26 protein-coding genes are annotated in these 23,815 nt (G+C 71.4%); 5 read left to right on the top strand and 21 right to left on the bottom strand.

Annotated features, from left to right (window positions below):
* Window positions 1-50: 50 nt before the first annotated feature.
* Window positions 51-761 carry a 3-oxoacyl-[acyl-carrier-protein] reductase gene (gene fabG / locus ASD62_RS00950; protein WP_056914357.1) on the bottom strand — a complete coding sequence of 237 codons (711 nt, stop codon included), beginning with the start codon at window positions 759-761 and terminating at the stop codon, window positions 51-53.
* Between the two features lie 97 nt (window positions 762-858).
* Here fabG and ASD62_RS00945 point away from each other — a divergent pair, with 97 nt between their 5' ends.
* Complete coding sequence (locus tag ASD62_RS00945; RefSeq protein WP_056914356.1) at window positions 859-1,182, top strand: DUF3099 domain-containing protein; 324 nt, start codon at window positions 859-861, stop codon at window positions 1,180-1,182.
* Complete coding sequence (locus tag ASD62_RS00940) at window positions 1,182-1,391, top strand: hypothetical protein (protein ID WP_056914355.1); 210 nt, start codon at window positions 1,182-1,184, stop codon at window positions 1,389-1,391. The genes ASD62_RS00945 and ASD62_RS00940 overlap by 1 nt, the downstream gene beginning before the upstream one ends.
* A 78-nt stretch (window positions 1,392-1,469) precedes the next feature.
* Here ASD62_RS00940 and moaA read toward each other — a convergent pair whose 3' ends face one another.
* Entirely contained in the window at window positions 1,470-2,516 is a 1,047-nt protein-coding gene (gene moaA, locus ASD62_RS00935) for a GTP 3',8-cyclase MoaA (protein WP_082580496.1), read from the bottom strand.
* A gap of 32 nt (window positions 2,517-2,548) precedes the next feature.
* On the opposite strand from moaA, the gene ASD62_RS00930 reads away from it, so the two are divergent.
* The gene (locus ASD62_RS00930) at window positions 2,549-3,370 is read left to right on the top strand and encodes an SURF1 family protein (protein WP_056914354.1); all 822 of its coding nucleotides are present in this window, start codon (window positions 2,549-2,551) and stop codon (window positions 3,368-3,370) included.
* A 64-nt stretch (window positions 3,371-3,434) separates the two neighbouring features.
* Here the strand turns inward: ASD62_RS00930 and ASD62_RS00925 are convergent, their stop codons facing one another.
* The 10 genes from ASD62_RS00925 to ASD62_RS00880 all read right to left on the bottom strand — a co-directional run bounded on the left by ASD62_RS00925 (window position 3,435) and on the right by ASD62_RS00880 (window position 14,977).
* Complete coding sequence (locus ASD62_RS00925) at window positions 3,435-5,306, bottom strand: ABC transporter ATP-binding protein (RefSeq protein ID WP_056917064.1); 1,872 nt, start codon at window positions 5,304-5,306, stop codon at window positions 3,435-3,437.
* 123 nt (window positions 5,307-5,429) lie between these two features.
* Window positions 5,430-6,311, bottom strand: a complete 882-nt coding sequence (locus ASD62_RS00920) for an enoyl-CoA hydratase/isomerase family protein (protein WP_235530596.1) — start codon at window positions 6,309-6,311, stop codon at window positions 5,430-5,432.
* The gene (locus ASD62_RS00915; RefSeq protein WP_056914353.1) at window positions 6,308-7,012 is read right to left on the bottom strand and encodes a sirohydrochlorin chelatase; all 705 of its coding nucleotides are present in this window, start codon (window positions 7,010-7,012) and stop codon (window positions 6,308-6,310) included. Before ASD62_RS00915 ends, ASD62_RS00920 begins: the two co-directional genes overlap by 4 nt.
* Window positions 7,009-8,313 (bottom strand): uroporphyrinogen-III C-methyltransferase, encoded by a 1,305-nt coding sequence (cobA, locus tag ASD62_RS00910; RefSeq protein ID WP_056914352.1) that lies wholly within the window; start codon window positions 8,311-8,313, stop codon window positions 7,009-7,011. The genes ASD62_RS00915 and cobA overlap by 4 nt, the downstream gene beginning before the upstream one ends.
* On the bottom strand, window positions 8,313-9,683 hold the full coding sequence (locus ASD62_RS00905; RefSeq protein WP_082553097.1) for a sulfate adenylyltransferase subunit 1: 1,371 nt from the start codon (window positions 9,681-9,683) through the stop codon (window positions 8,313-8,315). Before ASD62_RS00905 ends, cobA begins: the two co-directional genes overlap by 1 nt.
* Window positions 9,683-10,627, bottom strand: a complete 945-nt coding sequence (gene cysD, locus ASD62_RS00900; protein ID WP_056914351.1) for a sulfate adenylyltransferase subunit CysD — start codon at window positions 10,625-10,627, stop codon at window positions 9,683-9,685. The genes ASD62_RS00905 and cysD overlap by 1 nt, the downstream gene beginning before the upstream one ends.
* On the bottom strand, window positions 10,609-11,361 hold the full coding sequence (locus ASD62_RS00895; protein ID WP_056914350.1) for a phosphoadenylyl-sulfate reductase: 753 nt from the start codon (window positions 11,359-11,361) through the stop codon (window positions 10,609-10,611). Before ASD62_RS00895 ends, cysD begins: the two co-directional genes overlap by 19 nt.
* Complete coding sequence (locus ASD62_RS00890; RefSeq protein WP_056914349.1) at window positions 11,358-11,588, bottom strand: hypothetical protein; 231 nt, start codon at window positions 11,586-11,588, stop codon at window positions 11,358-11,360. The genes ASD62_RS00895 and ASD62_RS00890 overlap by 4 nt, the downstream gene beginning before the upstream one ends.
* Window positions 11,585-13,261, bottom strand: a complete 1,677-nt coding sequence (locus ASD62_RS00885) for a nitrite/sulfite reductase (RefSeq protein WP_056914348.1) — start codon at window positions 13,259-13,261, stop codon at window positions 11,585-11,587. Before ASD62_RS00885 ends, ASD62_RS00890 begins: the two co-directional genes overlap by 4 nt.
* 114 nt (window positions 13,262-13,375) lie before the next feature.
* On the bottom strand, window positions 13,376-14,977 hold the full coding sequence (locus ASD62_RS00880; RefSeq protein WP_056914347.1) for an ABC-F family ATP-binding cassette domain-containing protein: 1,602 nt from the start codon (window positions 14,975-14,977) through the stop codon (window positions 13,376-13,378).
* Window positions 14,978-15,183: 206 nt separating this feature from the next.
* Between ASD62_RS00880 and ASD62_RS00875 the strand changes: the two genes are divergently transcribed.
* Both ASD62_RS00875 and ASD62_RS00870 read left to right on the top strand, forming a co-directional pair.
* Entirely contained in the window at window positions 15,184-16,104 is a 921-nt protein-coding gene (locus tag ASD62_RS00875) for a neutral zinc metallopeptidase (protein WP_056914346.1), read from the top strand.
* Window positions 16,105-16,160: 56 nt separating this feature from the next.
* On the top strand, window positions 16,161-16,511 hold the full coding sequence (locus tag ASD62_RS00870; RefSeq protein ID WP_056914345.1) for a VOC family protein: 351 nt from the start codon (window positions 16,161-16,163) through the stop codon (window positions 16,509-16,511).
* On the opposite strand, the gene ASD62_RS00865 is transcribed toward ASD62_RS00870, so the two are convergent.
* From ASD62_RS00865 to ASD62_RS00825, 9 genes are read right to left on the bottom strand one after another with little or no spacing between them, the layout of a single operon-like run.
* Complete coding sequence (locus tag ASD62_RS00865) at window positions 16,508-17,044, bottom strand: acVLRF1 family peptidyl-tRNA hydrolase (RefSeq protein ID WP_056914344.1); 537 nt, start codon at window positions 17,042-17,044, stop codon at window positions 16,508-16,510. The two genes, ASD62_RS00870 and ASD62_RS00865, sit on opposite strands and share 4 nt — an antisense overlap.
* Before the next feature lie 34 nt (window positions 17,045-17,078).
* On the bottom strand, window positions 17,079-17,408 hold the full coding sequence (locus ASD62_RS00860) for a metal-sulfur cluster assembly factor (RefSeq protein WP_056914343.1): 330 nt from the start codon (window positions 17,406-17,408) through the stop codon (window positions 17,079-17,081).
* A gap of 28 nt (window positions 17,409-17,436) precedes the next feature.
* Window positions 17,437-17,901: a Fe-S cluster assembly sulfur transfer protein SufU gene (gene sufU / locus ASD62_RS00855; protein ID WP_056914342.1), complete on the bottom strand. Its 465-nt coding sequence runs from the start codon at window positions 17,899-17,901 to the stop codon at window positions 17,437-17,439.
* Entirely contained in the window at window positions 17,901-19,211 is a 1,311-nt protein-coding gene (locus tag ASD62_RS00850) for an aminotransferase class V-fold PLP-dependent enzyme (protein WP_056914341.1), read from the bottom strand. Before ASD62_RS00850 ends, sufU begins: the two co-directional genes overlap by 1 nt.
* A gap of 43 nt (window positions 19,212-19,254) precedes the next feature.
* A complete protein-coding gene (sufC, locus tag ASD62_RS00845; protein ID WP_056914340.1) occupies window positions 19,255-20,013 on the bottom strand; it encodes a Fe-S cluster assembly ATPase SufC in 759 nt (252 codons plus the stop codon).
* 2 nt (window positions 20,014-20,015) lie between these two features.
* Window positions 20,016-20,399, bottom strand: coding sequence for a non-heme iron oxygenase ferredoxin subunit (locus ASD62_RS00840; RefSeq protein ID WP_056914339.1), 384 nt, complete (start codon window positions 20,397-20,399; stop codon window positions 20,016-20,018).
* A complete protein-coding gene (gene sufD / locus ASD62_RS00835) occupies window positions 20,396-21,607 on the bottom strand; it encodes a Fe-S cluster assembly protein SufD (protein WP_056914338.1) in 1,212 nt (403 codons plus the stop codon). Before sufD ends, ASD62_RS00840 begins: the two co-directional genes overlap by 4 nt.
* Complete coding sequence (sufB, locus tag ASD62_RS00830; RefSeq protein ID WP_056914337.1) at window positions 21,604-23,025, bottom strand: Fe-S cluster assembly protein SufB; 1,422 nt, start codon at window positions 23,023-23,025, stop codon at window positions 21,604-21,606. Before sufB ends, sufD begins: the two co-directional genes overlap by 4 nt.
* Window positions 23,022-23,813: a metalloregulator ArsR/SmtB family transcription factor gene (locus tag ASD62_RS00825; RefSeq protein WP_235530595.1), complete on the bottom strand. Its 792-nt coding sequence runs from the start codon at window positions 23,811-23,813 to the stop codon at window positions 23,022-23,024. Before ASD62_RS00825 ends, sufB begins: the two co-directional genes overlap by 4 nt.
* Window positions 23,814-23,815: the final 2 nt, after the last annotated feature.

Here is a 23,815-nt window from a genome sequence, read left to right as displayed (position 1 = left end):
AGGGGTGGTGCGGTGACGGTCGGGACCTGCGGTCCCTGCTCGCCACCGGGTCAGTGGCCCATCCCGAGGCCACCGTCGACGGGGATCACCGCGCCGGTGATGTATGCCGCGTCGTCCGACGCGAGAAAGCGCACCGTCGCCGCGACCTCGTCGGACTGGCCGAAGCGTCCTGCGGGGATGCTCGCCTGGTACGCCTTCTTGCGGTCCTCGGGGAGGACCTCGGTCATGTCGGTCTCGATGAACCCGGGGGCGACGACGTTGGCGGTGATGCCCCGGGTGCCGAGCTCCCGGGAGATCGACCGGGCGAGGCCCACGAGTCCGGACTTGCTGGCGGAGTAGTTCGTCTGGCCGGGCGACCCGTACAGGCCCACGACGCTGGAGATGAAGATGATCCGCCCGTGACGGGCGCGGATCATGCCCTTGACGGCACGGCGTGCGCAGCGGAAGGCGCCGGCGAGGTTGGTGTCGATGACGGAGTCGAACTCCTCGTCGCTCATCCGCATCAGCAGCTGGTCGCGGGTCACCCCGGCGTTGGCGACGAGGACGTCGACCGGGCCGCCGAAGAGCTCCTCGGCGGCGGTGAACGCGGCGTCGACGGAGGACGTGTCGGTGACCTCGCACAGCACCCCCTGCAGCCCCTCCGGCGGCTCCCCCGAGCGGTGCGTGATGACGACGTGGTGGCCCGCCTCGGCGAGGGCCCGGGCGATGCTCAGCCCGATCCCGCGGTTGCCTCCGGTGACCAGGACGTTGCGGCCTGCCATCGATTCCTCCGTGTCGTCCGTGCTCGGTTGGCGTCTGCGCGCGACCCTATCGACTACCGATGGGTACACCGCATCGCAGGCGGCTTATCGTGGACACGTGCCCCGTTCCCGACGCCACCGCCCCGACGAACCCGTCGTCCAGTCGGTGACGTCGGCGCCGGCCAACATCGCCGACGAGCAGGCGGGCCGGATCCGGCGCTACCTCTTCACCATGGGGGTCCGCACGGTCTGCTTCATCGGCGCCGTCCTCACGGCGACCTCCGGAGCGCCGTGGTGGCTGTGGGGCACCCTCGCGGTCCTCGCCGTCCTGCTGCCGTACGTCGCCGTGGTCATGGTCAACGCCGTGGCTCCCCGGGGTGCGGGGCGGGGTTCGGCACCGGTCACGCCACGCGGCGACGGTCCCACCCAGATCGGCCGCTGATGGACGGCATGGTGTGCAGCGCCAAGGGCTGCCGTGCGACCGCGACCTGGGCGCACCTCTGGAACAACCCGAAGCTGCACACGGTCGACCGCCGCAAGGTCTGGCTGGCCTGCGAGGACCACCGGACGTCGCTCGGGGAGTTCCTGTCCGTCCGCGGCTTCCTCGCCGAGACGGTCCCCGCGGACGCGATCCCCGCGACCGCGGGCTGAGCGACCGCAGGCTGAGCGACCGGTCGGTATGGCGACAGGGCCGGCCGGCCCCGCGCCCCACCTCTCGCTGGTGGCCCGTCAGCCGCCGATGGCGGACATCGGGCGGTCGGGCTGGACGAAGCCCTCCGACCCGATCCCGTGCCCCGGCTCCTTGCGCCACATCTCGCCCTGGATGAGCCGGGCCAGGTCCTCGTCGGTGGCGCCGTCGCGCAGGGGCCCGCGCAGGTCGGTCTCGGCCTGGGAGAACAGGCAGTTGCGGACCTGGCCGTCGGCGGTGAGCCGGGTGCGGTCGCAGGCGGCACAGAACGGGTCGGTGACGCTGGCGATGATGCCCACCGTCTGCGGACCGCCGTTGACGAGGAACCGCTCCGCCGGAGCGCTGCCCCGGTCGGCCTGCGGCAGCGGCGTCAGGGTGAACCGCTCCCGGAGGCGCTCGTGCAGCTCCTGCGAGGAGACCATCGTCGAGGCGTCCCAGCCGTGCTGGGCGTCGAGCGGCATCTGCTCGATGAAGCGCAGCTCGTAGCCGCGGTCGAGGCACCACTGGAGCAGGTCGGCGACCGAGTCGTCGTTGATGCCGCGCATGGCGACGGCGTTGACCTTGACCGGCACCAGGCCGGCGGTGGCCGCGGCCTTGAGGCCTGCTTCGACGTCGTGCAGGCGGTCGCGACGGGTGAGGTCGGCGAACTCCTTGGGGTCGATCGTGTCGAGGCTGACGTTGACCCGGTCGAGCCCGGCGTCGGCCAACGGCTGGGCCAGCCGGTCCAGGCCGATCCCGTTGGTGGTCATGGCGATCCGGGGTCGCGGCTCGAGGGCGGCGATGCGTCGCACCACGTCGACCAGCGACCGGCGCAGCATCGGCTCACCGCCGGTGAGGCGGACCTGGCGGATCCCCAGTCCCACGAACACCCCGACGACCCGCACGAGCTCGTCGTCGGAGAGCATCTCGGGCTTGGCCAGCCACGGCAGGCCCTCGGCCGGCATGCAGTAGCGGCAGCGCAGGTTGCACCGGTCGGTGACCGAGACCCGCAGGTCCCGGGCCACCCGTCCGTAGCGGTCGGGAAGGCCCACCAGGCCCTCGGGCGCAGGCGTGGCACCGCGCACGGTCGGGAAGGGGAGGCCGGTCATACCCCCCAGCCTAAGCCGGGTACCGTGATGAAGTGCTCAGGGTGCTCATTTCGCGGCGTTGGCTGGGGGCCCTCACCGCGGCCCTCGTCTTTGCCGTCGCCGCGTTCTTCCTCGGGCAGTGGCAGTGGCACCGGTACGAGGGCAAGGCCGCCAAGGCCGATCGCATCAACTCGCACTACAAGGCCCAGCCCCGACAGCTCACGGACGTCCTGGGCGCCGCCCCGATGCCGTTGTCCGAGGACTGGACCCGGGTCACCGCCACCGGTCGGTATGCCGCGGACCAGACGCTGCTGGTCCGCAACCGCCCGTACGAGGGCACCTACGGGTACGAGGTTCTCGTGCCGTTCACGACGGACAGCGGCAAGACCGTGCTCGTCGACCGCGGCTGGGTGCAGAACGCCAAGACGGCCGAGTCGCTCCCGACGTTCCCCGCTGCCCCCGCCGACGAGGTCACCCTGACCGGGTGGCTGCGCCAGTCGGAGCCGTCGTTGGGCCGGACCCCTCCTGCCGGCCAGGTGGCCAGCATCAACCTGGCCGAGGCCGGGCGGCAGGTCGCCGAACCCCTCCTCGGCGCCTACGTCGTCCTCGAGGTCGAGCGACGTGCCGACGGCAGCGCTCCCCCGCGACCCACCGCGCTCGAGGCGCCGGACACCGGGCTGGGACCGCACCAGGCGTACGCCTTCCAGTGGTGGATGGCCATGGTCGGCGGGTTCGTGCTGGTGTGGTTCGGCATCCGGCGCGAGTACCGCGACGGGCTCGACGAGCAGGCCCTGGTCGACGCGCACGCGTCAGGGTCCGCCCCTCCGAGGCCCCGCCAGAAGAGGACACGGATCTGGGACGAGGAGGACGGCTGAGCCGTCCTCCTGCAGCGGGCGCGGATGCGCCCGGGGCTCCCGGTCGCCGGCCACGCCCGTCGGCTCAGGCGGGGACGTCGCTCTCCTGGTCGGCGAACTGCGTCGTGTACAGGTCGCTGTAGACACCACCACGCGTCATCAGCTCACGGTGGGTGCCGCGTTCGACGATGCGACCCCCGTCCACCACGAGGATCTGGTCGGCTCCGCGCACGGTCGAGAGGCGGTGGGCGATGACCACGGCGGTGCGGCCCCGCAGCGCGGTGTCGAGGGCACGCTGGACGGCTGCCTCGGACTCGCTGTCGAGGTGCGCCGTGGCCTCGTCGAGGACGATGAGGCCGGGGCTCTTGAGCAGCAGCCGGGCGAGCGCCAGGCGCTGCTTCTCCCCACCGGAGAGCCGGTGCCCGCGGTCGCCGACCACGGTGTCGAGGCCCTCGGGCAGGGCACTGACGAGGGACCAGACCTGGGCCGCCTTCAACGCCGCGACGACCTGCTCGTCGGTGGCGTCCGGGGCGGCATACGCGAGGTTGGCCCGGATGGTGTCGTGGAAGAGGTGGGCCTCCTGCGTCACCATGCCCACCGTGGCCGACAAGGAGGCGGTGGTGGCCTGACGCAGGTCGAGCCCGTTGATCCGGACGGCGCCGGCGCTCGGGTCGTACAGGCGAGCGAGGAGGGAGGTGATGGTGGACTTCCCGGCGCCGGAGGGGCCGACCAGGGCCACGAGCTGTCCGGGCTCGACCTCGAAGGCGACGTCGCGCAGCACCAGGCCCGACCCCTTGCGGTCGCCCGCGGCGACGCTCTCCAGCGAGGCGAGGGACACCTCGTCGGCCGACGGGTAGCGGAACGCGACGTCGTCGACCTCCACACGCACCGGCCCGGCCGGGATCGGCTTGGCGTCGGCGCGCTCGGTGACGAGGGGCTTGAGGTCGAGCACCTCGAAGACCCGCTCGAACGAGACGAGTGCGGTCATCACGTCGACCCGCACGTTGGACAGCGAGGTCAGCGGTCCGTACAGGCGGCCGAGCAGGGCCGTGAGCGCCAGCAGCGTGCCGACGGTCAGCGAGCCGTTGACGGCCATGATGCCGCCGAAGCCGTAGACCATCGCGGTCGCCAGTGACGCGACGAGGGTCAGGGCGACGAAGAACACGCTGCGGTTGAGGGCGATCTTGACGCCCATGTCGCGCACGTCGGCCGCTTGGCCGGAGTACTCCCGGTCCTCGCGGCGGGGATCGCCGAACAGCTTGACCAACAGCGCGCCCGCCACGTTGAAGCGCTCCGTCATGCGCGACCCGAGGTCGGCGTTGAGGTTCATCTGCGCGTGGGTGAGGCCGGAGAGCCGGCGCCCCATGACCCTTGCGGGGATGAGGAAGAACGGCACGAGGGCGAGCGATGCCAGGGTCAGCTGCCACGACAGCGACGCCATCGCCGCGATGATCAGGGTGAGCGAGACGACGTTGCTCACGACGCTGGACAGCACCGACGTGAAGGCCTGCTGGGCGCCGATGACGTCGCTGTTGAGCCGCGTCACGAGGGCGCCGGTCTGGGCGCGGGTGAAGAAGGCGATCGGCTGCCGCAGCACGTGGGCGAACACCTCGGTGCGCAGCTCGTAGATCAGGCCCTCCCCGATCCGGCTGGAGTACCAGCGCTGCACCAGCGTGAGGACGGCGTCGGCCACGGACAGCGCCGCGACGACGAGTGCGAGCTCGATGACGACGCTCCGGTTGCGCGGTGTGATGCCGTTGTCGATGAGGTCCTTGAGCAGCAACGGCGTCGCGACGACGAGCGCTGCACTGATGACGACGAGCACGAGGAACAGCAGGATCTGCCGCTTGAAGGGCGTGGCGTAGCCAAGCACCCGTCGTGCGGTCCCGGGGGCCAGCTTGCGGTCCTTGACCGAGCCGTCCCGGGTGAGGGAGCGCATGGCGCTCCAGCCGGACATGCTCACGATGTTCTCCTTGCAGTCACGCCGTGGAACGTCCTGCGCCCACAGCGGCATTCCCCAGCATGACGGCGAGCACCGACAGTGGCCTCACCGGACTCGGCCGGCGGTGTCCGTGCCGGGTCAGCGACGTCCGGCCGCCCGTGCCTCTCCGAGTCCGCGCAGGAGCACGGCCTGGGTCTCCCGCTCGGACCGCAGCTGGTCCTCGCGGCCGGCTGCACCCGCGGACCGCAGCAGGGGCTTCAGCGCCCGCAGCGACGCGTCAGGAGCCGCGAGCAGGGCAGCCACCAGGTCGGCCGTCGTCGCCTCGAGCTCGTCCCGCGGCACCGCGACGTTGGCCAGCCCTGTCGCCACGGCCTCCTGGGCCCCGACGAACCGTCCGGTGGCGCAGATCTCCAGGGCACGCGCCGGTCCGACCAGGGAGACCAGCGGCTGTGTGCCGCCCAGGTCGGGCACGAGTCCCAGGGACGTCTCGCGCATGGCGAGCTGCACGTCGTCGGCCACGACCCGCAGGTCCGCGGCCAGCGCCAGCTGGAACCCCGCGCCGATCGCGTGGCCCTGGACCGCCGCCACGACGACGGCGTCGGCCTCGGCCCACGCGGTGAACCCCCGCTGGAAGCCCGCGATGACGTCGGCCGCCTCCTCCACTCCGCGGGCGGCGATCTCGAACAGGTCCGGCTCACCATGAGGAGCCTTCGCCGGGTCGCCGGCCACCACGGACAGGTCGAGTCCGGCCGAGAACGACGGCCCGCGCGCTGCCAGCACGACGACCCGGACAGCCGGGTCCAGCGAGGCGGCCACCTCGGCCAGGGCCAGCCACAGCGACGGGAGCTGGGCGTTGCGGCGTGCCTCGTTGTCGAGGGTGACGGTGAGCACCGGCCCCTCCCGCGTGACGAGCAGGTGGGGGTGCGGCCGCGTCGAGCTCCCGCCGCCGGTGGCGGACCGGCCGTCGGTGGAGGGCTCGGTGGTGGGCTCGGTGGTGGGCTCGGTCGAGGGGTCGGTCACGCGGGCAGGTTATCGGCCCGCTCGAGGACCAGCTGGGCCATGGCCCCCGTCTGGGCGAGCGCGCCCGGGACCATCGAGACCCCGGCGCGGCCGCAGTGCTGGGCCATCCGGTCCCGGAGGATGCCCTCGGCGACCATGAACGAGACGGCAACGGTGCGCTCGACCTCGTCGGGCATGGTCCGCAGCACCTGCTCCATCGTCGCCCCGCCGTCGAGGGCGGCCACGCCCCAGCGACCCCATCCTTCGCGCGGGTGGTCCGCGATCGTCTGGCCCACGGTGGCGACGGCTTCACTGTCGCTGGACCCGGCGGCATACAGGACGACGGCGGTGGACGGGTCCGGCTCGATGCCCTCCGCCGCGAGGAGCTCCTCCGCGGCGTCGAGGAGCAGGTGGTGGGGGCCGAGGGCTGCGGCGACGCCGACCTCCGAGCCCGAGTCGGCGATCATCTGGTTGACGGCAGCCGGCACGTCGACCTTCGCGTGGTAGGCCGGCGTGAGCAGCACGGGGACGACCACCGCGTGCTTCCCGATCCCCGCGGCGGTCTGGCTCGGGCTGGGTGCGTGGTGGTCCAGGTATGCCGTGTGGACCGGCCGATCCGGCGCGAGCGTGCGCACGTGGTCGGCCAGGGTCTCGACGCCCTTGGCGTGGCGCGGGTCGGGCGACCCGTGCGCGAGCAGGACGATGTCGGGCGCGGCGCTCATCCTCGGGACGGTACTCCCCCGGCGAGGTCGCCGACCTGTTGGCGCACCGACACGACGTCCCCGACGACGACCACGGCGGGCGCCTTCACCCCGGCCCGCTCCGCGTCGGCGGCGGCGTGCTCGAGCGTCGTCACGGTGGTCCGCTGGTCCGGCAACCAGCCCCGCTCGATGAGCGCCACCGGCGTGTCGGGGCGTCGTCCCGCGTCGAGCAGCGCTCGGGCGGTCGAGGCGAGCCGGGTCACCCCCATGAGGAGGACGAGGGTGGCGTCCGGCGCCGCGTCGGACGCGGCCCGGAGGACCTGGTCGGCGCCGTCGTGGGCGGAGGCGACGACGAACGACGCCGTGATCCCCCGGTGCGTCACCGGGATCCCTGCAGCCGCAGGCACGGACACGGCAGAGGTGACGCCCGGGACGACCTCGACCGGGATGCCGTGCTCGATGCAGTGCAGTGCCTCCTCGCCACCCCGACCGAGGACGAACGGGTCGCCTCCCTTGAGGCGGACCACCCGCTTCCCCAGGGACGCGTGGTGCACCAGCAGCTCGTTGATGCGCCCCTGGGTGACCGGGTGGTTGCCGGGCGTCTTGCCGACGTCGACGACCTCCACGTCCTGGCCGAGGGCCGCCAGCAGGCCGCGCGGACCGAGCCGGTCGGTGACCACGACGTCGGCGGCTGCGAGCAGGGCCCGCCCGCGGACGGTGATGAGGTCCTCGGCGCCGGGGCCACCGCCGACGAGGGCCACGCGGCCCGCCTGGACAGCGTCGCCGCCCGGCAGGACATCGCCGCCTCCGGTGGCGGGACGCACGCGCCGGACGGGGAGGCTGCCGCTGTCGAGGGCCGCGAGGACGGCGTCCCGCACGGCCACCGCGCGTCGGGGGTCTGCGCCCGCGGTGACGGCCACCGTGAGGCCCTCGCTCGCGGTGCCGTGGGTGCCACGGGCGACGGCGGGGGTCCAGGCGCTCGACGTCGACGCGTCGTCCGCCCGCACGCACCAGACCCGGGCGGCCTCTGCCTCACGCGACACCTGGGTGTCGACCGACCGGTCGCCCGTCGCGGTGTGGACGAGCCACGCGGGTTCGGGCAGGACGAGGTCTCCGGTGACGAACTCCCTCTCGTGCCACGTGATCTCGACACGCTCCAAGAGGTCACGGAGGTCCTCGCAGACGAAGGGGGCGATGACCTCGACCGCTCCGCCCGCCTCGACCAGCCCGCGCGCTCGACGAGCCGCCACGGGACCGCCGCCCACGACCACGACCCGCCGGCCGGTCAGGTCGAGGGTGAGCGGGTAGGCGGGGGCGGTCATCAGATGCCCTCGCCGATGCTGCGGTCCGGCGCGTCCGCCATGCCGGCTGCAAGCGTCGAACCGTCGTTCTCGTCGATGAGCAGGAAGGCGCCCGTGCGACGCAGCTGTCGGTAGTCGTCGATCGCGACGTCGTCGGCCAGCCGGATCCGCACGCGGCCGATCGCGTTGAGCGCCAACCCGTCCGGCGCCGTGCGCTGCTCCATGGTCTCGATGTCGAGCTGGTCGACGACGTCCTCGACGATGGCCCGGACGGTGCGGGTCCCGACGCGCAGCAGCACCCGGTCCCGTTGCCGGACGGGTCGGTCGTCGAGGACCGCGACCGTGCCGGCGAGGGAGCGCGTGGTGAGGCTCGGATCGTCGGCCGCGGCGATGAGGTCGCCCCGGGAGACGTCGATGTCGTCGGTGAGGCGCAGGGTGACCGACTGTGGCGCGAAGGCGACGTCCAGCTCCTCCACGGTCCCGTCGGCGCGGGCGCGGTCGATCCCGGCCACCCTGGTTCGGGCGCCCCCGGGAAGGACGACGACCTCGTCACCGGGGCGCACGACGCCGGAGGACAGCCGTCCGGCGTAGCCGCGGTAGTCGCGGTGGCCGTCCTTCTGCGGGCGGATGACGTACTGCACCGGGACCCGCAGCGGCTGGGCTGACGGGTCGGTCCCGACGGGCACCGACTCGAGGTGCTCGAGCAGCGTGGGTCCGGCATACCAGGAAGCGCGGTCGGAGCGGTCCACGATGTTGTCGCCGAACAGCGCCGAAACCGGCACCGCCACGACGTCCTCGATGCCGAATCGCGTTGCGTGGCGGCTGAACTCGGCGACGATCTCATCGAACCGCACCCGGTCCCAGTCGACGAGGTCCATCTTGTTGACCGCCACGGCGACGTGGCGGACCCCGAGCAGCCCGGTGACGGCGAGGTGGCGCCGGGTCTGCTCGACGACGCCGTGGCGGGCGTCGATGAGGATCAGTGCCAGCTCGGCCGTCGAGGCACCCGTGACCATGTTGCGGGTGTACTGCACGTGCCCGGGGGTGTCCGCGAGGACGTAGGAGCGGGTGGCCGTCGAGAAGTAGCGGTAGGCGACGTCGATGGTGATGCCCTGCTCGCGCTCGGCCCGCAGGCCGTCGGTGAGCAGCGCCAGGTCGGCGGCGTCGAGGCCGCGCTCCTTGCTGACCCGCTCGACGGCATCGAGCTGGTCGGCGAGCACCGACTTGGTGTCGTAGAGGAGTCGACCGACCAGGGTGGACTTGCCGTCGTCGACCGACCCGGCCGTCGCGAGCCGGAGCAGGTCGTGGCGGCGTGTGGGCGCGGCCGGCGCCGGGGCAGCAGTGGTCACGGTGGCCTCGCTGTCGGGAGTGGTGGCGTGGGTCGTCGACATCAGAAGTACCCCTGCTTCTTGCGGTCCTCCATGGCTGCCTCGGACATGCGGTCGTCGGCACGCGTGGCGCCCCGCTCCGTCAGCCGGGACGCGGCCAGCTCGAGGATCACACCGGCCACGTCGGTGGCGGCGGAGTCGACCGCCCCGGTGCAGCTCATGTCGCCGACCGTGCGGTACCGGACCTGCCGCACCTGGACCTGCTCCGCCGGCCTCGGACCGCCCCAGTCCCCCGCCGACAGCCACATGCCGTCGCGCGCGAACACCTCGCGCTCGTGGGCGTAGTAGAGGTCGGGCAGGGCGATGCCCTCGCGCTCGATGTAGCGCCAGACGTCGAGCTCGGTCCAGTTGGACAGCGGGAAGACCCGGACGTGCTCGCCGGGGGCGTGCTTGCCGTTGTAGAGGTCCCAGAGCTCGGGCCGCTGGCGCCGGGGGTCCCACGCACCGAACGAGTCGCGCAGGCTGAACACCCGCTCCTTGGCCCGGGCCTTCTCCTCGTCGCGGCGACCACCGCCGAAGACGGCGTCGAACTTGTTGGACTCGATGGCGTCGAGCAGGGGGACGGTCTGCAGCGGGTTCCGGGTGCCGTCCGGGCGCTCCCGCAGTCGACCGTCGTCGATGTAGTCCTGCACGTGCGCGACGACCAGGCGCACGCCCAGCCGCTCGACGGTCTCGTCGCGGTACGTCAGCACCTCGGGGAAGTTGTGCCCCGTGTCCACGTGCAGCAGCGCGAACGGCAGCGGTGACGGCGCGAAGGCCTTGAGCGCCAGGTGGACCATGACGACCGAGTCCTTGCCGCCGGAGAAGAGGATGACCGGCCGCTCGAACTCCCCCGCCACCTCGCGGAAGATGTGGATGGCCTCGGACTCCAGGTGGTCCAGGTGGTCCAGGGTGTACTGGTCGGGCAGCGCCCGGGCAGGAGTGGTGGTCACGTGTGCAGCCCGCATTCCGTCTTGTCCTTGCCGGCCCAGCGACCGGCCCTGGCGTCCTCGCCCTCGGCGACGGGTCGCGTGCACGGCGCGCAGCCGATCGACGCGTACCCCTCCTGGCGCAAGGGGTTGAGGAACACCCCGTGCTCCTCCACGTACCGGTCCACGTCTGCGTCGGTCCAGCCCGCGATGGGGTTGAGCTTGACCATGCCGCGCTTGTCGTCCCAGCCGACGATGCCGATGTCGGTGCGGGTCGGCGCGTCCACCCGACGCATGCCGGTCACCCACGCCTCGTGCGTCGACAGGGCCCGGTTGAGCGGCTCGACCTTGCGCATCGCGCAGCACGCGTTGGGGTCGCGGTCGTGCAGCTTGGCGCCGTACTCGGCGTCCTGCTGGGGGACGGTGAGCAGCGGCAGGATGGTCCGGATGTTCACCGGCAGCATGGCCTCGTAGGCGTCGCGCGTGCCGAGGGTCTCGGCGAAGTGGTAGCCGGTGTCCAGGAAGAACACGTCGGCGCCGGGGATGGTCGTCCCGACGAGGTGCACCAGCACCTCGTCGCCCATCGACGAGGCGACGGTGAGCTTGTCGCCGAACGTCTCGGCAGCCCAGCGCAGCGCCTCGCGGGCCAGCTCCACCCGAGCCTCGTATGACGCGTGCGCACCGTCCCCCTCGAGCGCGCCGAAGCGCTGCTCACCCTCGACGGCGAGGGCGCGCAGGGCGTCAGCCGGATGGGTCGTTGTCGCTGCGGTCATGACGAACTCCCTTGCTGCTGGTGGAGCCCAGCCGGCTGCTGCTGCAGCTCCGCTTCCTCCCGGAGGCGCCCGGGGATGCGGGTCGTGTCGATCGAGGCCAGCTGCACCGTGAAGACGCGGGCGCAGGCGTTGCACCGCCAGGCGCCCCGCGGCTCCTCGACGGGGCGCAGGTCCTCCTCGGCGCAGAAGGGGCAGTGGTAGATGACTGCAGACCGGTTCTCACTCATCGCAGGTCGTCCTCCTCGGCCCGGTGCGCCCAGTGCGCGAACGACTCGGTGCCGTCGCGCTGCTCGAGGAACCGGCCGGCCAGCCGCTCGACGTAGTCGGGCAGGTCCTCGGCGCGGACCTTGAGCGCACGGGTCTTGCGGGCGAGCTGCGGCTCGGTGCCGAGGCCGCCCCCGAGGTGCACCTGGAAGATCTCGACGAGGTTGCCGTCGTCGTCGGTCTGCACCATGCCCTTGAGGCCGATGTCGGCGACCTGGGTACGGGCGCAGGAGTTCGGGCAGCCGTTGATGTGGATGGAGAACGGCACGTCGAACTCCGGCAGCCGACGCTCCATCTCGGCGATCACCGTGCCGGCCCGGGCCTTGGTCTCGACCAGGGCCAGCTTGCAGAACTCGATGCCGGTGCACGCCATGACGCCACGACGCCACTCGCTCGGCTCGGCGGGCAGCCCGACCTTGGCCAGGGCCGCCTTGACGTACCGGGTCTTGGCCTTCGGGACGTCGAGGACCAGCAGCTTCTGGTGCGCCGTGAGGCGGACCCGCCCGGAGCCCCAGCGCTCGGCGACGTCGGCGACCTGGGCCAGGGTCGCGCCGCTGACGCGACCGGCGACGGGTGCGACCCCGACCCAGTACAGGCCGTCGTTCTGGGCGTGCACTCCGACGTGGTCGCGGCGGTGCGCCGACGGCGCCTGCGGTGCCGGGCCGTCGACGAGCGTGCGGTGCAGGTACTCGGTCTCGAGGACCTCGCGGAACTTCTCCGGACCCCAGTCGGCCATGAGGAACTTCAGCCGGGCGCGGTTGCGCAGCCGGCGGTAACCGTGGTCGCGGAAGATCGACACGACGCCCTTCCAGACGTCCGCGACCTCCTCGAGGGGAACCCAGGCACCCAGCCGCTGGGCGAACATCGGGTTGGTGGAGAGGCCGCCACCCACCCACAGGTCGAACCCGGGACCGTGCTCGGGGTGCACGACGCCGACGAACGAGATGTCGTTGACCTCATGGGCCACGTCGAGGCTGGGCGAGCCCGAGATGGCCGTCTTGAACTTGCGCGGCAGGTTGGAGAACTCCGGGCTGCCGATGTAGCGCTCGAGGATCTCGCGGACCGCCGGCGTTCCGTCGAGCACCTCGTCCGCCGCGATCCCGGCGACGGGCGAGCCGAGGATGACCCGCGGGGTGTCGCCGCACGCCTCGGCCGTGGTCAGCCCGACGGCCTCGAGGCGCTCCCAGATCGCGGGGACGTCCTCGATGCGGATCCAGTGCAGCTGGATGTTCTGGCGGTCGGTGACGTCGGCGGTGTCGCGCGCGAACTCCGTGCTGATGCCGGCGATGGTGCGCAGCTGCTCGCCGGTCAGCGCTCCGCCGTCGCTGCGGACGCGGAGCATGAAGTACTCGGCGTCGAGCTCCGAGGGGTCCAGGGTTGCGGTCTTGCCGCCGTCGATCCCGGGCTTGCGCTGGGTGTACAGCCCCCACCAGCGCATCCGGCCGCGGAGGTCCTCGCCGGGGATCGAGGCGAAGCCGTCGCGGCTGTAGACCTCCTCGATGCGGGCCCGGACGTTCAGCCCGTCGTCGGCCTGCTTGAACTCCTCGTTGGGGTTCAGCGGCGTGCGGTCACCGTCGGCCCAGGCACCGGTGGCCTTGCCGGACTGGCGCTGGGGGCGCGTGGGGGTCTGCGTCACCCGCCCATTCTGCCAACTCGGTTATGGATTGCATAACCGTCCATTATCCGACCCCATCGCCCCCCAGCGCGATGGGAGATCGAGGCCGCTATGGCGCGGGCGCGCCACCGAGGGTCAGGCGAGGGAGATGAGGTCGAGGTAGTCCTGGCCCCAGTGGTCCTCGATGCCGTCGGGCAGCAGCAGGATGCGCTCGGGGTCGAGCGACTCGACCGCGCCCTCGTCGTGCGTCACGAGCACGACCGCGCCCTTGTAGGTCCGCAGGGCGCCGAGGATCTCCTCGCGCGAGGCCGGGTCGAGGTTGTTCGTGGGCTCGTCGAGGAGCAGCACGTTGGCCTCGGACACGACGAGCATGGCCAGCGACAGGCGGGTCTTCTCGCCACCGGAGAGCACCCCGGCCGGCTTGTCGACGTCGTCGCCGCTGAACAGGAACGAGCCGAGGACCTTGCGGACCTCGGTCTCACCGAACGAGTCGGGGGCGGCCGACTTCATGTTCGACAGGACCGAGCGGGTCACGTCGAGGTTCTCGTGCTCCTGCGCGTAGTAGCCGAGCTTGAGGCCGTGGCCGGGCTCGACCTCTCCCGTGTCCGGGGTGTCGACGCCGGCGAGCATCCGCAGCAGGGTCGTCTTGCCGGCGCCGTTGAGGCCGAGGACCACCACGCGCGAGCCGCGGTCGATGGCCAGGTCCACGTCGGTGAAGATCTCGAGGCTGCCGTAGGACCGCGACAGGCCGGACGCCCGCAACGGCGTCTTCCCGCACGGGGCGGGGTCGGGGAAGCGCAGCTTGGCCACCTTGTCGGTGGTCCGGGCGCCCTCGAGGCCGGCGACCATGCGCTCGGCCCGCTTGATCATGTTCTGGGCGGCGACGGCCTTGGTCGCCTTGGCTCGCATCTTCTCGGCCTGCTCCATCAGGGCAGCGGCCTTCTTCGTGGCGTTGGCGTACTCGCGCTTGCGGGCGCGCTCGTCGGTCTCACGCTGCTGGAGGTAGGGCTTCCAGCCGACGTTGTAGAGGTCGAGCTCACCGCGGTTGGCATCGAGGTGGAACACCCGCGTCACCACGGCGTCGAGCAGCTGGACGTCGTGGCTGATGACCACGAGCCCGCCCTGGTAGCCCTTGAGGTAGTCGCGCAGCCACCCGATCGAGTCGGCGTCGAGGTGGTTGGTCGGCTCGTCGAGGAGCAGCGTCTGGGCACCGGAGAACAGGATCCGCGACAGCTCCACCCGTCGGCGCTGACCACCGGAGAGGGTGGCCAGCGGCTGTCCGAGGATGCGCTCGTCGAGGGCCAGCGCGCTGGCGATGGTCGCGGCCTCGGACTCCGCGGCATACCCGCCGGCGGCGGTGAACTCGCCCTCGAGGCGGGAGTAGCGGCGCATGGCCTTGTCGCGCGTCTCGTCGTCCGCCGAGGCCATCGCACCCTCGGCCTCACGCATCTGCGTGATGATGCGGTCGAGGCCGCGGGCGCTGAGGATCCGGTCACGGGCCAGCACGTGCAGGTCACCGGTCCGCGGGTCCTGGGGCAGGTAGCCGACCTCACCGCTCACGGTCACGCTGCCGGCAGCAGGCTGGCCCTGGCCGGCGAGGACCTTGGTGAGGGTGGTCTTGCCGGCACCGTTGCGGCCGACGAGGCCGACGCGGTCACCGGGGGCGATGCGGAAGGTCGCGCCGTCCAGGAGGAGGCGGGAGCCAGCGCGCAGCTCGATCCCACTGGCGGCGATCACAGACGTACTCCAGACACGTTTCGAGGAAGAACAGGCAGCTCAGCGGCGGTTCGTGCCGATCCGCTGCGTCGATGCAGGTCCGGTCACGCTCGCATCGCCGTGGGCTCGCCGTGCACGGGTTGCGCCGGCGCCGCACAGCGGCTGAGATCACTAGTCTAGCGACGTCGCTCGACCCCCGAGTGCACGCCCGAGGCCCCGGAGGGCAGATGAGCTTCAACGACAACGCGCAGCTCGACACCTCACAGGTCGGGTCGGGCGGTGGCGGCGGACGTCCCGGCGGCATGGTGGTCGGCGGTGGCGTCGGCGGCATCATCCTGCTGATCATCGCCCTGGTCTTCGGCATCAACCCCAACGACCTCCCCGGGGGCACCGGCACCGACCCGGGAACGGGCGGCTCCGGCCAGGTGGAGCCCGGGGGCAGCACCGACCCCAACGCGTTCGCCCAGTGCAAGACCGGTGCCGACGCCAACCGCGACGACACCTGTCGGATCATCGCCACCGTCAACTCGGTCCAGGCGTTCTGGACCAGCGAGCTCCCCCGCTTCCGCCGCGAGTACACGCCGGCCAAGACGATCATCTACACCGGCTCGACCCAGTCGGCCTGCGGCACGGCCTCCAACCAGGTCGGCCCGTTCTACTGCCCGCTCGACAAGCAGGTCTACATCGACGCGAGCTTCTTCAAGATCCTCACCGACCAGTTCGGGTCCAGCGGCGGCCCGCTGGCCCAGGAGTACGTCGTGGCGCACGAGTACGGCCACCACATCCAGGACATCCTCGGCCTGCTCGACAAGGCCCAGCAGAACCCGCAGGGCGCCAACAGCGGCAGCGTGCGCGTGGAGCTCCAGGCCGACTGCCTCGGTGGTGTCTGGGCCAACAACGCCACGCAGACCAAGGACGCCAAGGGCAACACCCTGATGAAGCCGCTCACCGAGTCCGACATCAAGGACGCCCTGTCGGCAGCCTCGTCCGTCGGGGACGACCGGATCCAGCAGAAGACGCAGGGCCGTGTCAGCCCGGAGTCGTGGACCCACGGCTCGGCGGCGGCGCGGCAGAAGTGGTTCACCACGGGCTACCAGAGCGGTGACCTCAACAGCTGCGACACCTTCTCCCCCGCGACCGTCGAGTAGCCCTGGACCTCACGGCAGCCCCGTCGCAGGATCGAGACACCGACGAAGGAGCCCGCATGCGCATCATGAGCGTGACCACCAACCTGACGGTCCCCGACATCGACGAGGCCAGGACCTTCTGGTCCGGCCTGTTCGGCCTGACCACGGAGATGGACCTCGGCTGGGTCGCCCGCCTCACCGACCCCACGACGGGGGCCCACGTCCAGCTCGTCACGTCCGACGCCACCGCCCCGGAGGACTCGGCCCTGACGGTCAAGGTCGACGACGTCGACGAGGCCTGGCGCCAGGTGCAGGACCGGGGCGTCGAGGTGGTCCACCCCATCGTCACCGAGGAGTGGGGCGTGCGCAGGTTCTTCGTCCGGGCACCCGGCGGGACCGTCGTCAACATCGCCCAGCACCACGACTAGCCGGGTCGGACGTCCTCGATGCTGATGCGCACCGCGCGGCCACGCTTCAGCGCGTCCTCGAGGACGGCCCGGCGCGGGTCGGGCAGGTCGTAGAGCTCACGCCTCGGGAGGGCGTCGAGGTGCGCGAGGCGGGGGTCGTCGAGCACCGCCCGCACCAGCGCCTTGTCCCCACCGACGACGAGGCCGGTGGCGCTCCCCCGCGGCAGGATCCGCAGCGTGTGGTCGCAGACCGCGCGCACCAGCTCGTCGGCCTGGTTGCCCCGCCGTCGCGCGAACCGCTGCTGCGACCAGCCGCCCGCCGCCGTCCGCGACTGCACGTGCCGGGTCCCGACCTTGGACTCGCTGAAGGCCGCCCCGTTGGCCAGCCCCACGGCATACCCGCCACGGCGGATGAGCAGGACCCCGAGGGGGTCGTGCGGAAACTCCTCACGCGCGGAGATCCGTTGGCGCGCGCCGGGTTCGGGGTTGTTGGCCGCGAACCTCTCGAGCCACCCGTCGAGCCGCTCCGCAGACACCTCGACGACGCGGCTCACTGGTGTGCCGGCGTCGTCGAGGTGACGGGATGCGTCAGAGGTTGAAGCCGAGGGCGCGCAGCTGCTCGCGGCCGTCGTCGGTGATCTTGTCGGGGCCCCACGGCGGCATCCAGACCCAGTTGACGCGGTAGGACGCGACGAGGCCCTCGAGGGCCTGCTGGGTCTGGTCCTCGATGACGTCGGTCAGCGGGCAGGCCGCGGAGGTGAGCGTCATGTCGAGGACGGCGTGGCGCTGGGCGTCGACGGTGATGCCGTAGACGAGGCCGAGGTCGACGACGTTGATGCCCAGCTCGGGGTCGACGACGTCGCGCATGGCCTCCTCGACGTCCGCGACGTTGGGGGTGGCGGTGGTCGTGTCGCTCATCGTGTCAGCCTCTTTCATGAACTGGTCTTCAGGGTGCTGTCGTGGTGGAGTTCGGGTCGATGCCTGCCTGGTGCAACGCGTCCGTGAACGCCATCCATCCCAGCAGAGCACACTTGACGCGCGCGGGGTACTTCGCGACGCCGGCGAACGCGACGCCGTCGCCGATGACGTCCTCGTCGCCGGGGTCCTCGCCCTTGGACGTGAGCATCGCGCGCATCGCCTCGTGCGTGACCATGGCCTCGGCGACGGTGTGGCCGATGACCTCCTCGGCGAGGACGCTGGCCGACGCGGTCGAGATCGAGCAACCGAGGGCGTCGTAGGAGATGTCGCGGACGACGGCGTCAGCGCCCTCGCCCTCGACGTGCACGCGCAGGGTGACCTCGTCACCGCAGGTGGGGTTGACGTGGTGCACCTCGGCCTCGAAGGGCTCGCGCAGCCCGGCGTGCTGGGGGCGCTTGGAGTGCTCGAGGATGAGCTCTTGATAGAGGTCCATCAGCTCGCCACCCCGAACACGTCCGGCACGCGGTCGAGCGCCACGAGGAGCGCGTCGACCTCCGCCGGGGTCGTGTATGCCGCGAGGCTGGCCCGCGTCGTCGCCGTCGCCCTCATCCGACGGTGCAGGGGCCAGGCGCAGTGGTGGCCCACCCGGGCCTCGACGCCCTGGTCGTCCAGCACCTGGCCGACATCGTGCGCGTGGACGCCGTCGACGACGAACGCCACGGCACTCCCCCGGTCGACACCGTCCACGGGACCGACCACGCGGACCCAGGGGCGCTCGGCCAGGCCGGCGAGCAGCCGCTCGGTCAGCGCCTGCTCGTGGGCGTGCACGCGGTCCATGCCGAGCTCCTGCAGCCACTCGATGGCCGCGGCGAGGCCGATCGCCTGGGCGGCGTTCGGGGAACCCGCCTCGAAGCGCTGCGGCGGCGCGGCATACGTCGTGCCCTCCATCCGGACGGTCTCGATCATCGAGCCGCCCGTGATGAACGGTGGCATCGCTGCCAGGAGGTCCTGGCGGCCCCAGAGGACGCCGATCCCGGTGGGGCCGTACATCTTGTGGCCCGAGAAGGCGGCGAAGTCGACACCGAGGTCGGCCACGTCGAGCGCCAGGTGTGGCGCCGACTGGCAGGCGTCGAGGACGGACAGCGCCCCCACGGAGCGGGCGGCATCGGCGAGCCGGCGCACCGGGTTGACCGTACCGAGCACGTTCGACACGTGGGTGAACGCGAACACCTTGGTGCGGTCGGTGAGCAGCTCGCCCAGCGCCGGACCGTGGACGCCGTCGAGGTCGAGCCGACCCTCGTCGGTGACACCGACCCAGCGCAGCGTGGCGCCGGTGCGTCGCGCCAGCTCCTGCCACGGCACGAGGTTGGCGTGGTGCTCCATCTCGGTGATGAGGATCTCGTCGCCCGGGCCCAGGGACAGCCGCGGGTCCTTGTCCTGGCCGGCGACCGAGTTGGAGAAGCCGTACGCCACGAGGTTGAGGGACTCGGTGGCGTTCTTGGTGAAGACCACCTCGTCGGTCGCCCCGCCGACGAACCCGGCGATCGTCGCGCGCGCCTGCTCGTAGCGGTCGGTCGCCTCCTCGCTGAGCTGGTGCGCACCGCGGTGGACGGCGGCGTTCACCTGCTCGCTGAAGGCTCGCTCGGCGTCCAGGGCGCGCGTGTGCCGCTGCGAGGTCGCTCCGGAGTCGAGGTAGACCAGCGGGCGACCGTCCCGGACCGTGCGCGTCAGGATGGGGAAGCCGGCCCGGATCCGGGCCAGCTCCCCGTCATCGAAGACGGTCGCCGTCGTCGCGTTCGACATCTGGGTCAACCTCGTCATGGAGTGGGTCAGCGGACTCTGGCCGTCAGGCCGAGGCGCCGACGTAGCGGTCGTAGCCCTCGGCCTCGAGGCGGTCGGCCAGCTCGGAGCCACCCTCCTCGACGATCTTGCCGTCGACGAAGACGTGCACGAAGTCGGGCTTGATGTAGCGCAGGATGCGCGTGTAGTGCGTGATGAGCAGGACACCCACGTCGGTGTTGTCCTTGACCCGGTTGACGCCCTCGGAGACGACGCGCAGGGCGTCGACGTCCAGGCCGGAGTCGGTCTCGTCGAGGATCGCGACCTTCGGGCGCAAGAGCTCCATCTGGAGGATCTCGTGGCGCTTCTTCTCGCCACCGGAGAAGCCCTCGTTGACGTTGCGCTCGGCGAACGCCGGGTCCATGCGCAGCTCGCCCATGGCGGACTTCATGTCCTTGACCCAGGTGCGCAGCTTCGGGGCCTCGCCGTCGATGGCGGTCTTGGCGGTGCGCAGGAAGTTGCTCACCGTGACGCCGGGGACCTCGACGGGGTACTGCATCGCGAGGAACAGGCCGGCGCGGGCGCGCTCGTCGACCTTCATCGCCAGCACGTCCTCACCGTCGAGCGTGACGGTGCCACCGGTGACGGTGTACTTGGGGTGACCGGCGATGGAGTAGGCGAGGGTCGACTTGCCGGAGCCGTTGGGCCCCATGATCGCGTGGGTCTCGCCGGACTTCACGGTGAGGTCGACGCCGCGGAGGATCTCCTTGGTGCCGGTCTCGGTCTCGACGGTGACCTGCAGGTTGCGGATCTCGAGTGTGGACATGCTCAGCGCTCCAGGTGTGTGGGAGTGGTGGAGGAGGTGTTCTGGGGGGTGGTGGCGACGTAGACGTCGTCCCCCTCGATCTTCACGGGGTACACGTTGATGGGGACGACCGCGGGCGGACCCGACGGCTCTCCGGTGCGGATGTCGAACCGCGAGCCGTGCAGCCAGCACTCGAGCGTGCAGCCGTCCAGCTCACCCTCGGACAACGAGACGTTGGCGTGGCTGCAGGTGTCGTCCACCGCGTGGACGCTGCCGTCCTTGGTGCGGACCAGCGCCACGATCGTGCCGCCGATGTCGGCCGCGGCCGCGCCCACCTCGGGGAGCTCGTCGAGTCGGCAGACCCGCACGAACTCCTCGTCGGGGACGAGCTCTGCTGCTGCGCTCACAGGGCAGCCTCGGTGGCGGTCTCCTGTGCCGCGGTGCCGCCGAGCTCGGTGTCGATGGCAGCCATGAGCCGCTCGGACACCTCGGGCACGCCGATGCGGGCCACGACGCTGGCGAAGAAGCCACGCACGACGAGGCGTCGGGCGATGTCCTCCGGGATGCCGCGGGCCTGCAGGTAGAAGAGCTGCTCGTCGTCGAAGCGACCGGTCGCCGAGGCGTGCCCGGCTCCGACGATCTCGCCGGTCTCGATCTCGAGGTTGGGGATCGAGTCGGCCCGCGCCCCGTCGTCGAGGATGAGGTTGCGGTTGAGCTCGTAGGTGTCGGTGCCCTCGGCGCTCGCGCGGATGAGGACGTCACCGACCCACACCGTGTGGGCGGTCTCGCCCTGCAGCGCACCCTTGTACTCGACGTTCGAGTGGCAGTGCGGCGCCTCGTGGTCGACGAACAGCCGGTGCTCCTGGTGCTGCCCGGCGTCGGCGAAGTAGACGCCGAGGCCCTCGAAGGAGCCGCCCGGGCCGGAGTAGCGCGCGTTGGTGGAGATGCGCACGAGCTCGCCCCCGAGCGTGACGACGATGTGGCGCAGCTTGCCGTCGCGACCGATCAGGGCGTCGTTCTGGGCGACGTGCAACGCGTCGTCGTCCCACTCCTGGACGGTGACGAAGGTCAGGTCGGCACCGTCGCCGACCCGGATCTCCACGCCGGCGGTGTGCTCACCGGTGCCACGGTGCTCGAGGATGACGGTGGCCTTGCTGTGCCGACCGGCGTCCACGACGAGGTGGGCGTTGTCGCGCCCGGCGACACCGTTCACGCGGACGAAGACCGGGGCCTCGAGCTCGGCCTCGGCCGGGATGCCGACGAGCAGGGCTCGCTCGGTGCCGGCGTAGGCCGTGACGGCGGCGCGGTCGGCGGGACGGTAGGCCGTGCCCACGCGCTCGTCGTCCATCGCCAGCTCGAGCAGCTCGACACCCTCGGGGGCGTCGGTCTCGACGGTGACGGCACCCTCGGTGCTGCCCTCCTCGGAGAACAGGCCGCCGAGGCGGTCGACGGGGGTGAACCGCCACTCCTCCTCACGGCCGCCGGGAACGGGGAAGTCCGCGACGGCATACGACGTCTTGCGCTCGGCGCGCGACTGGTCGGGGACGAAGGCGGCGGCGGAGTCCGTGTGGGCTCCGGCGGTCGCCTCGGGGTTCTTCTGGGCCAGCAGGCTCAACCTACGGCTCCTTCCATCTGCAGCTCGATCAGGCGGTTGAGCTCGAGGGCGTACTCCATGGGCAGCTCACGCGCGATGGGCTCGACGAACCCGCGCACGATCATGGCCATGGCCTCTTCCTCGGTCATGCCTCGGGACATGAGGTAGAACATCTGGTCCTCGGACACCTTGGAGACCGTGGCCTCGTGCCCCATGGTCACGTCGTCCTCGCGGATGTCGACGTAGGGGTAGGTGTCGGACCGGCTGATGGTGTCCACCAGCAGCGCGTCGCAGACCACGCTCGAGCGGGAGCCGTGGGCGCCCTCGAGGATCTGGACGAGCCCGCGGTAGGACGTGCGGCCACCACCACGGGCCACCGACTTCGACACGATCGTCGAGGAGGTGTTGGGGGCGGCGTGCACCATCTTGGCGCCGGCGTCCTGGTGCTGGCCCTCGCCGGCGAAGGCGATGGACAGCGTCTCGCCCCGGGCGTGCTCGCCCAGGAGGAAGACGGCCGGGTACTTCATGGTGACCTTGGAACCGATGTTGCCGTCGATCCACTCCATCGTCGCGCCCTCGGCGCAGGTCGCGCGCTTGGTGACGAGGTTGTAGACGTTGTTGGACCAGTTCTGGATGGTCGTGTAGCGGACGCGGGCGTTCTTCTTCACGACGATCTCGACGACGGCGGAGTGCAGCGAGTCCGACTTGTAGATCGGCGCGGTGCAGCCCTCGACGTAGTGCACCGAGGAGCCCTCGTCGGCGATGATCAGGGTGCGCTCGAACTGGCCCATGTTCTCGGTGTTGATCCGGAAGTAGGCCTGCAGCGGGATGTCGACGTGGACGCCCGGCGGGACGTAGATGAACGAGCCACCCGACCAGACCGCGGTGTTGAGCGCGGCGAACTTGTTGTCACCGGCGGGGATCACCGAGGTGAAGTACTCGCGGAACAGGTCCTCGTGCTCGCGCAGGCCCGTGTCGGTGTCGACGAAGATGACACCCTTCTCCTCCAGGTCCTCGCGGATCTGGTGGTAGACGACCTCGGACTCGTACTGCGCCGCGACACCCGCGACGAGGCGCTGCTTCTCGGCCTCCGGGATGCCCAGGCGGTCGTAGGTGTTCTTGATGTCCTCGGGCAGCTCGTCCCACGTGGTGGCCTGCTTCTCCGTCGACTTCACGAAGTACTTGATGTTCTGGAAGTCGATGCCGGTGAGGTCGGAACCCCAGTTGGGCATGGGCTTCTTGCCGAAGAGGCGCAGCGACTTCTCACGCAGGTCGAGCATCCACTGGGGCTCGTTCTTGCGGGCCGAGATGTCGCGCACGACGTCCTCGTTGAGGCCTCGCTTCGCGGTGGCGCCGGCGCTGTCGCTGTCGGCCCAGCCGTACTCGTAGCGGCCCAGGTCCTTCAGACCCGGGTTCAGCTCCTCGATGTTGGTGCTCATCGCGTCGACCTTTCGGTTCGTGTCACAGCGGTGGGGTCAGCGCTGCTGGTGGAGTTCGTGGGGGCGTTGCTCGCCCGGCTCGCCGGTATGGCGTGCTGGACGGTGCTCGTGGGGATGAACGTGGTGCAGACGTGGTCGCCGTGCGCCAACGTCGCCAACCGCTGCACGTGGACACCGAGCAGGCGCGAGAACGCATCTGTTTCAGCGTCACAGAACTGCGGAAATTCCCGGGCGGCGTCCTGGACCGGGCAGTGGCCCTGGCACAGCTGGATGCCGGTGAAGGGGCTGGAGCTCTCCGGCTCGCCCACCGGACGGGCCGAGGCGGCGAAGCCGTCACGGGTCAGGGCGCCCACCAGGGCGTCGACCCGGGCGGCCCGCGAGGTGCCGGCGGCGGCCAGCTCCACGGCGTACCGCTGCTCGAGCTCGTGCACGCGCTGCTCGGCGAACCGGCGCACGGCACCGTCGCCGGCCTCGTCGGACAGGAAGCGCAGGGCCTCCATGGCGAGGTCGTCGTAGTCGGACTCCAGGGCGTGGTGCCCGATGTCGCTGACGACGTACGCCCGGGCCGGGCGACCCCGACCGCGGTGGCCGGCCGACGGGCCCTGCTCGCGCTCGACGATCAGGCCGGCGTCGACGAGGTTCTCGAGGTGGCGGCGGACGGCCGGGGCGGTCAGGCCGAACTCCTCGGCCAGCGTCGCCGCGGTCACGGGTCCGCGCTCGCTGATCGCCTGCAGCACCCGGTCGCGCGTGCGCGACTCGAGCACCTGGGGCGCTTCGGCGATATTCACAA

Source organism: Phycicoccus sp. Root563 (assembly GCF_001427915.1).
Taxonomy (GTDB): domain Bacteria; phylum Actinomycetota; class Actinomycetes; order Actinomycetales; family Dermatophilaceae; genus Pedococcus.
Note: the sequence above shows the minus strand (reverse complement) of the source record. Positions and strands in the feature narration are given on the sequence as shown.